Source organism: Klebsiella sp. X1-16S-Nf21 (assembly GCF_002837615.1).
Taxonomy (GTDB): Bacteria; Pseudomonadota; Gammaproteobacteria; order Enterobacterales; family Enterobacteriaceae; genus Klebsiella; species Klebsiella variicola.
Map to the genome: position 1 here is coordinate 1 of NZ_PJDK01000116.1, position 11,673 is coordinate 11,673.

General features: G+C 56.0%; 7 protein-coding genes. 4 read left to right on the plus strand and 3 right to left on the minus strand.

Going from position 1 to position 11,673, the window contains the following annotated elements; translation table 11 throughout:
• Positions 1-2,908 (minus strand): glutamate synthase large subunit (gltB, locus tag CW267_RS28410; protein WP_101148697.1); only part of this gene is annotated, 2,908 nt, incomplete at its 3' end.
• Positions 2,909-3,581: 673 nt separating this feature from the next.
• Between gltB and CW267_RS28420 the strand changes: the two genes are divergently transcribed.
• Positions 3,582-4,517 (plus strand): TIGR01212 family radical SAM protein, encoded by a 936-nt coding sequence (locus tag CW267_RS28420; RefSeq protein ID WP_100781593.1) that lies wholly within the window; start codon positions 3,582-3,584, stop codon positions 4,515-4,517.
• A 46-nt stretch (positions 4,518-4,563) separates the two neighbouring features.
• Here CW267_RS28420 and CW267_RS28425 read toward each other — a convergent pair whose 3' ends face one another.
• Entirely contained in the window at positions 4,564-5,847 is a 1,284-nt protein-coding gene (locus CW267_RS28425) for an MFS transporter (protein WP_008806658.1), read from the minus strand.
• An 86-nt stretch (positions 5,848-5,933) separates the two neighbouring features.
• Positions 5,934-6,950 carry a Zn-dependent oxidoreductase gene (locus CW267_RS28430; protein ID WP_100781592.1) on the minus strand — a complete coding sequence of 339 codons (1,017 nt, stop codon included), beginning with the start codon at positions 6,948-6,950 and terminating at the stop codon, positions 5,934-5,936.
• Between the two features lie 288 nt (positions 6,951-7,238).
• On the opposite strand from CW267_RS28430, the gene uxuA reads away from it, so the two are divergent.
• The 3 genes from uxuA to elbB form a co-directional block, all read left to right on the plus strand.
• Positions 7,239-8,303: a mannonate dehydratase gene (gene uxuA, locus CW267_RS28435; protein WP_008806656.1), complete on the plus strand. Its 1,065-nt coding sequence runs from the start codon at positions 7,239-7,241 to the stop codon at positions 8,301-8,303.
• Between the two features lie 149 nt (positions 8,304-8,452).
• A complete protein-coding gene (gene arcB / locus CW267_RS28440; protein ID WP_012540466.1) occupies positions 8,453-10,792 on the plus strand; it encodes an aerobic respiration two-component sensor histidine kinase ArcB in 2,340 nt (779 codons plus the stop codon).
• Positions 10,793-11,025: 233 nt separating this feature from the next.
• Positions 11,026-11,673, plus strand: a 648-nt coding sequence (gene elbB, locus CW267_RS28445; protein WP_101148696.1) for an isoprenoid biosynthesis glyoxalase ElbB, incomplete at its 3' end; no start/stop codon positions are given.

The following is an 11,673-nucleotide window of genomic DNA, read 5'->3' on the forward strand; positions in this document are numbered from 1 at the left end:
GCGGCGGGGAAATCAGCGTCACGCCCGGTACGGAATAGCGCAGTTTGGCGATATACGGGGTGACTTTATCACCCGGCAACTGACCGCCTTCACCCGGTTTCGCCCCCTGGGCGACTTTGATCTGGATGACGTCGGCATTGACCAGATAGGCTGGCGTGACGCCGAAGCGGCCGGACGCGACCTGCTTGATGCGCGACACTTTATTGGTGCCGTAGCGCGCCGGGTCTTCACCGCCTTCACCGGAGTTAGAGAAACCGCCGATGCTGTTCATCGCTTCCGCCAGCGATTCGTGTGCTTCCGGGCTCAGCGCGCCGATCGACATCGCCGCGGTATCGAAGCGTTTAAACAGCTCTTTCGCCGGTTCTACGTCGTCGATACTGATAGCGTCTTCGCCTGGATTGAGCGCCAGCAGATCGCGCAGCGTGGCCGCCGGACGTTCGTTAACCAGTTTCGCGTATTGTTGATAGTCGCTGTATTCGCCGCTCTGCACGGCCTTCTGCAGGGTCTGAACCACGTCCGGGTTGTAGGCGTGATATTCACCGCCGTGCACGAACTTCAGCAGGCCGCCCTGAGCCAGTGGCTTACGTGCCAGCCAGGCGCGTTTCGACAGATTCAGCAGATCCTGCTGGAAATCGTCGAAGCCGGCGCCGCCGATGCGGCTGACCACGCCCTGGAAGCAGAGATCGGAAACCTCGCGATGCAGACCGACGGCTTCGAACAGCTTCGAGCAGCGGTAGGACGCGATGGTGGAGATCCCCATCTTCGACATGATTTTGTACAGACCTTTGTTGATACCGTTGCGATAGTTCAGCATCACCGCACGGTAGGCTTTATCGATAGCTTTGCTGTCGACCAGCTTCGCCAGCGTTTCATAGGCGAGGTACGGATAAATAGCGGTCGCGCCGAAGCCGAGCAGGACCGCAAAGTGATGCGGATCGCGGGCACTGGCGGTTTCAACGATGATGTTGGCATCGCAGCGCAGACTTTTATCGACCAGACGGGTCTGGATCGCGCCAACGGCCATCGGCGCCGGTACCGGCAGACGGTCTTTGGCGATGTTGCGGTCGGACAGCACCAGCAGCACGGTACCCTCGCGCACCATTTGCTCTGCTTTGTCACACAGGGCTTTCACCGTCTCGCTGAGCGAGGCCTCTGCCGGGTTAAACGTGATGTCGAGGACGTCGGCACGATAGTGCTCTTCTTCCATCGTCGTCAGCTGTTTGAAATCGGAGTACAGCAGGATCGGCGATTTGAAGCTCAGGCGATGGGCCTGGCCTTCCGCTTCGCAGAAGACGTTCATTTCGCGACCGATGCTGGTGGCCAGCGACATGACGTGCGCTTCACGCAGCGGATCGATAGGCGGGTTAGTCACCTGGGCGAACTGCTGACGGAAGTAATCGTAGATAATGCGCGGCTGGCTGGAGAGCACGGCGAAAGGTGTGTCATCGCCCATCGAACCGACTGCTTCCTGGCCATTTTCGCCGAGCACGCGCAGGACGGAGTCCAGCTCTTCCGCGCTGTAGTTAAACTGTTTCTGGTAGCTGGCGAGGGTGTCGTCATCCAGTTGGCGGCTGCCGACTTCTTCTTCCGGCAGATCTTCGAACGGCACCAGGCGACGAACGTTTTTCTCCATCCACTCTTTGTACGGGTGGCGGCTCTTCAGATCGTCATCGGTTTCCGCCGAGTGCAGAATGCGTCCGGCGCGGGTATCGATAACCATCAGCTCGCCCGGGCCCACGCGGCCTTTCTCGACCACTTCGTCCGGCTGGTAGTCCCAGATACCGACTTCAGAGGCGCAGGTGATGAGCTTATCTTTGGTAATGACGTAGCGCGCCGGGCGCAGGCCATTACGATCGAGGTTACAGGCAGCGTAGCGGCCATCGGACATGACGATGCCCGCCGGGCCGTCCCACGGCTCCATGTGCATAGAGTTAAAGTCGAAGAACGAACGCAGCTCCGGATCCATATCCGGGTTGTTCTGCCAGGCTGGCGGCACCAGCAGGCGCATGGCGCGCACGATATCCATCCCGCCGGCCAGCAGCAGCTCCAGCATGTTGTCCATTGAACTGGAGTCAGAGCCGGTTTCGTTAACGAACGGCGCGGCGTCGTGCAGATCCGGGATCAGCGGGGTCTGGAACTTATAGGTACGGGCGCGGGCCCACTGGCGGTTGCCGGTGATGGTGTTGATTTCACCGTTGTGCGCCAGGTAACGGAACGGCTGCGCCAGCGGCCAGCGCGGCACGGTGTTGGTGGAGAAGCGCTGGTGGAACAGGCAGATAGCCGACTCCAGGCGCAGGTCCGCGAGGTCCAGGTAGAAGCGCGGCAAATCCGCCGGCATACACAGACCTTTATAGATGTTGACCAGGTTGGACAGGCTACAAACGTAGAAATCTTTGTCTTCCTGCAGGCGTTTTTCAATGCGACGACGCGCAATAAACAGACGGCGCTCCATATCGCGCGGGCGCCAGCCAGCCGGGGCGTTCACAAAGATTTGCTCAATACGGGGCAGCGAGGAGAGGGCGATTTCACCGAGGACGCCTTCGTTGGTCGGCACATCGCGCCAGCCGACAATCGACAGGGTCTCAAGCTGAAGTTCTTCTTCAACGATGCGGCGCGCCGCTTTAGCCAGCTCAGGATCTTTATTCAGGAACAGCATCCCAACGGCGTAGTTTTTGGCTAAACGCCAGCCGCGCTCTTCAGCAACGATGCGGAAGAAACGATCGGGTTTTTGCAGCAGCAGACCGCAACCGTCGCCGGTTTTACCATCGGCAAGGATTGCGCCACGGTGCTGCATGCGGGCCAGTGCGTGTATCGCGGTTCGCACTACCTTGTGGCTAGGTTCGCCTTCTATGTGGGCGATCAGGCCGAAACCACAGTTATCCCTCTCAAGGGATTTGTCGTACAACATATCAGTGAACCTCCCCAGGCTCTGCGGACACCCTCCGATACCGATTGCGCACAGGCACAGAAAGAGTATGGCGACGGGGTTTGCACCTCGCATTCGCCCTCTTTAAATCCTTTTCGCATCGGTACACAAGTTTGAGGACTTGCTGTTAAGAGGGAATCTCAATTACTGCATAAATATGATGAGCAGAGTGCTCATCCAGAAAGCTTCCAGCGGATTCCCAACTTATCGGGAATCCACACTTACGTCAAATGGCAATCTTATTAATACAAAAATGTGCTATACAGGTGTTAACTTGTTGTTTTAAAAATAAATAGTGCCATTTTTCGTGCTATGAATACGCCTCAGGAAGGTCAGGCTAGTGTGATCTGTCTCACTGTGCTCGCGGCTTTGCATTACCGTTATGCGCTGAAATGCATGTCATCATTAGCATATTTGACTGCCATATATTTTCTCAATGGATATTAATACTGTTTTTTACCGTGAAGAAGATTAGGGCTATCCGCAGGTGAAATATAAGGAAAACTCATCACCACAGAGGTGAATGAAATTGCAGTAATCATGATTGTTTATGCAATGAGGGTGGCCGCCGCGCTGACGATTGATCCAGGTCATCGCCGTCGGTGACAAAAAGTGGCAGGCTTGGCCCCCTTTGTTGAGGCCGGTCTATCAGATTATGCAGTTACAGAAATTAGTCAATATGTTTGGTGGGGATCTTATGCGCCGCTATGGCGAAAAGGTCCATAAGCTGACGCTGCACGGCGGTTTTAGCTGCCCGAACCGCGACGGCACGCTGGGCCGCGGCGGTTGCACTTTCTGTAATGTGGCTTCCTTTGCCGATGAGGCGCAGCAGCATCGCTCCATCGCCGAACAGCTCGCTCATCAGGCGCAGCTCGTCAACCGGGCAAAGCGCTATCTGGCCTATTTCCAGGCCTATACCAGCACCTTCGCTGAAGTGCAGGTGCTCCGCTCGATGTATCGTCACGCCATCAGCCAGGCGAATATTGTCGGCCTCTGCGTCGGCACCCGCCCGGACTGCGTGCCGGAGGCAGTCCTCGATCTGCTGAGTGAATATCATGAGCAAGGATATGAGGTATGGCTGGAGCTGGGACTGCAAACCGCGCACGATAAAACCCTGCATCGGATTAACCGTGGGCATGATTTCGCTTGCTACCAGCGTACTGCGCGTCTGGCGCGAGCGCGAGGGCTGAAGGTCTGCGCACATCTGATCGTCGGCCTGCCCGGAGAGACCCAGGGCCATTGCCTGGAGACGCTGGAGCGGGTGGTGGCGACCGGCGTGGACGGCATCAAGCTGCACCCGCTGCACATTGTCAAAGGCAGTATTATGGCCAAAGCGTGGCAGGCCGGGCGTCTCAATGGCATTGAGCTGGAGGCGTATACCGTGACCGCCGGGGAGATGATTCGCCATACGCCGCCGGAGGTGATCTATCACCGGATATCGGCCAGCGCCCGTCGACCCACGCTATTGGCGCCGCTGTGGTGCGAAAATCGCTGGACCGGAATGGTTGAACTGGATCGCTATCTGAATGAGCAGGGCGCTCAGGGCTCGGCGCTAGGCCGCAGCTGGGCTGCGCCCCTGGCGGATAAGTAGAAGCAGACGATGTCCGGGCCAAGGCCGGACATCGCTCTTCAGCCATTTATGCCTGACTGGCTTTCATCGTCATCCGTGGGGTTTTAATCACCAGCAGCACCAGCACGGCGCCAAGCGCGGCGATAGTGCCGGCGAGAATAAAGGCGCTGTCGAATTTGCCGGTGGACTGCACGATATAGCCCGTGACAATCGGCCCCACGATGCCGGAGACGCTGCCGATAAGATGGATAAAGCCGCTGGCGCCGCCGACGCGGGATTTATGCACCACGTCCTGAATAATCGCCCAGTAGATCGCCCCGGTCACATAGAGGAAAAAGATGGAGACCGACATCAGCAGAACGGCAGGAACGACGCTGCTAACGGTACCGGCGAGCCCCACGCAGAGCGCGGCCATTAGCAGGCATACCACCAGCACGATTTTGCGCGACAGCAGCAGCCTTCCGGTAAGGTTAAATATTTTATCGGATATATAACCCCCCAGCGCCAGACCGACAAAACCGACGATCCACGGGATCATGGTGGTGAGACTCATCTGTTTAATATCCAGATGGTGCTGCTGGACCAGATAGGACGGAAACCAGCTGAGAAAGAAAAACAGAATATAGTTGTAGCAGAAGAAGGCAAATGCCGTCACCAGAATAATAGGCTGCTTGAGATAATAACCCAGTGAGTGGGCCGTTTGATTTTCTACGGTTTCCAGGGCGTCCTCCTCTTGCTTCATTTTATTAATGAGCATGAGCTCTTCCTGACTGACATGCTTATGTTTGTCAGGCGAGTTGGCGGCAATAAAAAACCACACGACCATCCACACAATACCGATGGCGAAAATAATCATAAACGCGGGACGCCAGCCGAAAGCCAGGGCCAGATAACCGACGATAGGTCCGGCGACCGCGCCGCCCAGCGGAGAGCCGGCGCTGAGGAACCCCACTGCGGTTGCTGCTTGCTTTTTAGGAAACCAGCCGTTAATCATCTTGTTCGCTGAGGCGCAAATCGGGCCCTCTGCCATCCCGAAGAGCACCCGCAGCACCAGCATGGAATAAAAGCCGGTGGCAACCGCGGTTAAGCCGCAAAACAGCGACCATAACCCAACCGCCAGGCCCATCACCAATGTGGCGCCAAATTTATCGACGGCGAGGCCGCCAATAAAATTAAAGACCGCGTAGCCGAAGAAAAAGCTGCCGAAAATCATACCAAATTGTTCAGCGTTAAGTGCAAGGTCCTTTTCAATCATCGGCACCGTAATGGATAACGCCACCCGGTCCAGATAATTTATCATATACACTAAAAATAATAACAGGACGATAATCCAGCGAATATTTTTTCCCATGATAACACCATGCTCATTATATGATTTATATCAGGCGCGGCGGATCTACAGATATCCGTCGGCCGTTATTTAAAAATGATGTCGGCTTAGCCTAATTGCAGCAGCACTTTGCAACAGGTCTTCCGATCGTTGGCGAAAATCTCCATGGCTTCTTTCACCTGCTCCAGCGGCATACAGTGGGTGATTAACGCCTCAGGATGGATAAGGCCTTTTTCCATCCAGTCGATGACCAGCGGAAAGCGCCCGCTGTTCAGCCGCGAGGAGAAAATGGAGATCTCTTTACTGGTGATGCTTTGCTGGGTCAGCGTGGACGCCTCGCCGGAGAAACCGAGTATGCCGATGCGGGCGGCAGGGGAGGCGAGGAGGATTGCCTCCTGCAGAATGGCTGGGTGGCAGGCGGCATCAATGACCAGCGTGGGGGCTATCTGCCGCTGCGCCAGCTGATCCGCCAGCGGCTGATGGGTGTTATCGAGCGTCAGATCGGCGCCGTTGTCCCGTGCCATCTGTAGACGTTCGGCAATGCGGTCCACAACGATCACCTGCTTAACGCCATACACCCCCTTCAGCGCCTGGATCACCGTCAGGCCCATCGGGCCAGCGCCGTAAACCAGGGCGATATCCTGCGGCGTGGGCTGCAGCTGGGCGGTAATATTTGCCGCAATAGTAAAAGGCTCAACCATTGTCGCCTGACGATCGCTGATAGCCTCCGGAATGCGCCAGGCATTTTTGGCCGGCACGCAGGCATAGTCGCTGAATCCCCCATCGCGGTGCACCCCGATGACCTGGAGCTGCGCGCAAACATTCGGCCGACCAACCGAGCAGGGATAACAATGGCCGCAGCTGACCACCGGATCGATCGCGACGCGTTCGCCAATACGCGCCGGAGAGACCTGCTCGCCGACGGCATCGATAATGCCGAAGAATTCATGACCAATAACGCGGGGATATTTCGCGAAGGGGTTGTGGCCCTGATAGATGTGTACATCGGAACCGCAGATCCCGGCAAAGGCGATTTTCACCCGTACTTCATGGCTGCCCGGAACGGGAACCGGACGTGATGCAATGTTCAGTTGGCCTGGCTCTTTGACGATGACGCTTCTCATTTCTGTTCCTTCCATTGTCTGTTTCGCGAACGAATTTCACCTGTTTTTATTACCATACAAGTATGCATTTGATCATAAATAGCTCTGGATCACATTTGGAAGAGGTCGTCAGAAAAAGCCAGACTATTATTAATCTATTGAAATAAATTGAAAAAAAATATGAATGCGCCGGGATGGGCTTGCCCGGTGCAGGAATGTGATCGTTATCACGACAGGAAAGGGCAATTCGATTATGATTACTGGTATGGTAGTAGGGTAAAAACACAAATTATGAAGCAGGTGATAACGATGCAGATGACAATGCGCTGGTTTGGGCCAGAGGAAGACAAGGTTTCATTAGAGCATATACGACAGGTGCCCGGCGTGGAGGGGGTCGTCGGCGCGCTCTATGACGTCGCGGTGGGTGAGGTATGGCCAGTCGATAAAATTGAGCGTCTGGTCAGCCAGGCCCATGCCGCGGGCCTGAAAATGGAGGTGATAGAGAGCGTCAACATTCATGATGACATTAAAATCGGCCTTCCTTCCCGTGACCGCTATATTGCCAACTATCAGCAGACCATTCGCCACCTTGCCCGCTTCGGCGTCAAAGTTATCTGTTATAACTTCATGCCGGTTTTTGACTGGATGAAGACGGATATGAACTACGTCCTGCCGGATGGTTCGTTGACGATGGCTTTTGAGAAGAAAGATATCGATAAACGGCTGGAAGACGTAGTGAAAGAGGTACTGGAGAACTCAAACGGCTTCGCCTTGCCGGGCTGGGAGCCAGAACGGCTGGCGGAGGTGCAGACCCTGTTTGCCAAATATAGCGCGGTGGATGACCACAAGCTGCGGGAGAACCTGGTCTATTTTCTGCGGGCGGTGATCCCGGTCTGTGAAGAGGTCGGGGTGAAAATGGCGATCCATCCGGACGATCCGCCGTACTCCATTTTTGGCCTGCCGCGGGTGGTCAAAAACCGCGACGATCTGGACTGGATCTGCCGGGCCGTCGATTCGCCCGCTAACGGCATCACACTCTGCACCGGCTCGATTGCCGAAGATCCGGATAACGATGTGTACGCCATCCTGGCAGAGTTTACCCGGCGCAAACGGATCCACTTTGCCCACGTCCGCAATATTAAGCTGATACGGGATAAAGATTTTTACGAGTGCGCCCATCCGTCAGAGTACGGTTCCCTGGATATGTACAAGGTGATGCAAGCGCTGTATGACAACGGGTTCGACGGCTATATTCGCCCGGATCATGGCCGCTTTATCTGGGGAGAGACCGGACGGCCAGGCTATGGCTTGTACGACCGCGCTCTCGGCGTGACCTACCTGAAGGGGCTCTGGGAGGCGTTAAGCAAGCGCTAATCGTTCTCCTGACCTTGCCTCTTTTTAGCGGCTGGTTCGCCTTGGCGACCAGCCGTCATATCAGCTCCTTCCCGCATTTTTTGCACAACTTACAGCGCATTGCTCAGAATTGAGTATTATTGTGCGGAGTTGTCGTGAAGGAATCCCCTATGAAGCAAATTCGTATGCTGGCGCAGTATTATGTCGACCTGATGATGAAGCTGGGTCTGGTCCGCTTTTCGATGCTGTTGGCTCTTGCGCTGGTGGTGCTGGCCATTGTGGTACAGATGGCGGTCACTATGGTGCTGCATGGCCAGGTTGAAAGTATCGACGTTATCCGCTCTATCTTCTTCGGTCTGCTGATCACCCCCTGGGCGGTCTACTTTCTCTCGGTGGTGGTGGAGCAGCTCGAAGAGTCCCGCCAGCGTCTTTCGCGGCTGGTGGACAAGCTGGAGGAGATGCGCGAGCGCGATCTGAAGCTGAATGTGCAGCTGAAAGATAACATCGCGCAGTTGAATCAGGAGATAGGCGAACGTGAAAAAGCAGAAGCCGAGCGCGAGACCACTCTCGAGCAGTTGAAGATCGAGATGAAAGAGCGTGAAGAGACGCAGATCCAACTCGAACAGCAATCCTCCTTTCTGCGCTCTTTCCTTGATGCTTCCCCGGACCTGGTCTTCTATCGCAATGAAGATAAGGAGTTTTCAGGTTGTAACCGGGCGATGGAGCTGTTGACCGGCAAAAGTGAGAAACAGCTGATCCATCTCAAACCGCAGGACGTCTATAGCGAAGAGGCCGCGGAAAAGGTGCTGGAAACCGACGAGAAGGTGTTCCGCCACAATGTATCGCTGACCTATGAGCAGTGGCTGGACTATCCCGATGGTCGCAAAGCGTGCTTCGAAATCCGCAAGGTCCCGTACTACGATCGCGTCGGTAAGCGTCGCGGCCTGATGGGCTTCGGGCGCGATATCACCGAACGAAAACGCTATCAGGACGCCCTCGAGCGCGCCAGCCGGGATAAAACTACCTTTATCTCGACCATCAGCCATGAGCTGCGTACCCCGCTAAACGGGATCGTCGGGCTGAGCCGTATTTTGCTGGATACCGAACTGACCAGCGAGCAGGAGAAATACCTGAAAACCATCCATGTCTCGGCGGTGACGCTGGGGAATATCTTCAATGATATTATCGACATGGATAAAATGGAGCGCCGTAAGGTACAGCTCGATAACCAGCCGGTGGACTTCACCAGCTTCCTTGCCGACCTTGAAAACCTCTCCGGTCTGCAGGCCCAGCAGAAGGGCCTGCGCTTTGTGCTGGAGCCGAGCCTGCCGCTACCGCATAAAGTGATCACCGACGGTACGCGTTTGCGCCAGATCCTGTGGAACCTTATCAGCAACGCCGTGAAGTTTACCCCCCAGGGCGGCGGGGTGAATGTCCGCGTGCGCTATGACGAAGGCGATATCCTGCACTTCGAAGTGGAAGACTCCGGTATCGGTATTCCTGAAGCGGAACAGGACAAAATTTTCGCCATGTATTACCAGGTCAAAGACAGCCACGGCGGCAAACCAGCCACCGGAACCGGCATTGGTCTCGCCGTCTCGCGTCGCCTGGCGCGCAATATGGGCGGCGATATCAGCGTAACCAGCCAGCCGGGTAAAGGGGCGACCTTTACGCTCACCGTCCATGCGCCTGCCATTGCGGAAGAAGTGGAAGATACGTTGGCGGAAGACGACATGCCATTACCCGCGCTTAACGTGCTGCTGGTGGAAGACATTGAGCTCAACGTCATTGTGGCCCGTTCGGTGCTGGAAAAGCTGGGCAACAGCGTGGATGTCGCCATGACCGGGAAAGCCGCGCTGGAGATGTTTGAGCCAGGCGAGTACGACCTGGTGTTGCTGGATATTCAATTGCCGGATATGACGGGGCTGGATATCTCTCGCCAGCTAAAACAGAACTTTGCCGCGGATGAGCTGCCGCCGCTGGTGGCCCTGACCGCCAACGTACTGAAGAATAAGAAAGAGTATCTCGACGCCGGGATGGACGATGTGCTGAGCAAGCCGTTGTCGGTGCCAGCGCTCACGGCCATGATCAAGAAATTCTGGGATGCGCCGGAAGAGGAAGCGCAGGAAGCGCCGGCGGCCGATCTGCATAAAGCCGACGCGGTGCTGGATACCGATATGCTGGAGCAATATATCGAACTGGTGGGACCGAAGCTTATCAACGATGGCCTCGCGGTGTTTGAGAAGATGATGCCGGGCTATATGTCTGTCCTCGAGTCCAATCTCACCGCCCGCGATCAAAAAGGGATTGTCGAAGAGGGGCATAAGATCAAAGGGGCGGCGGGTTCTATTGGTCTGCGCCACATCCAGCAGCTGGGGCAGCAGATCCAGACGCCGGATCTGCCAGCCTGGTCTGATAATGTCGCTGAATGGGTTGAAGAGATGAAATCTGAGTGGCAAAACGACGTGGCGGTACTGAAGGCGTGGGTGGCGAAGGCCGGGAAAAAATGACCCCGGACAGACCGGGGTGCGCGAATACTGCGCCAACACCAGGGAACTGGTGGTTGAGCCAGTGTTATTTGAGTGATGTTGTTACGTGGCGCAACCTGAGAAGTGGATTGCTCGCTCATTAAGATAGCAAAGCTTAACTAATTTGTTACATGAATCAGTAAAATATGTGAAGCATAGCGAGTAAATCGACATTTTTGACTGGTTTCAGCGAGTTGCATGGAGGAGCGAAAGCGATGAAAAAAATTGGTGTGGTACTGAGCGGCTGCGGCGTGTACGACGGCAGTGAAATTCATGAAGCGGTGATTACCCTGCTGGCGATCGCGCGCAACGGCGCGCAGGCGGTGTGCTTTGCACCCGATAAACCGCAGCGCGACGTCATCAACCATCTGACGGGGGAACCGCTGACGGAGCAACGCAATGTGCTGGTGGAAGCGGCGCGAATTGCCCGCGGCGACATCTTACCGCTGACGCAGGCGCGTGCGGAGACGCTGGACGCGCTGATCGTCCCCGGCGGCTTCGGCGCGGCGAAAAATTTAAGCAGCTTCGCCGCCGAGGGCAGCGAATGTCAGGTGGACCGCGATCTGCAGGCTCTGGCACTGGCGATGCATCAGGCCGGCAAACCGCTGGGTTTCATGTGCATTGCCCCGGCGCTGCTGCCGAAGATTTTTGCGTTTCCGCTGCGCATAACCATCGGGACCGATCTCGATACTGCCGATGTGGTCGAAGAGATGGGGGCGGAGCACGTGCCTTGTCCGGTCGACGACATCGTGGTGGATGAAGAGAACAAAGTGGTCACCACCCCGGCGTATATGCTGGCAGAGAATATTGCTCAAGCCGCCACCGGGATCGAAAAGCTGGTCGCCCGCGTGCTGGCGCTGAGC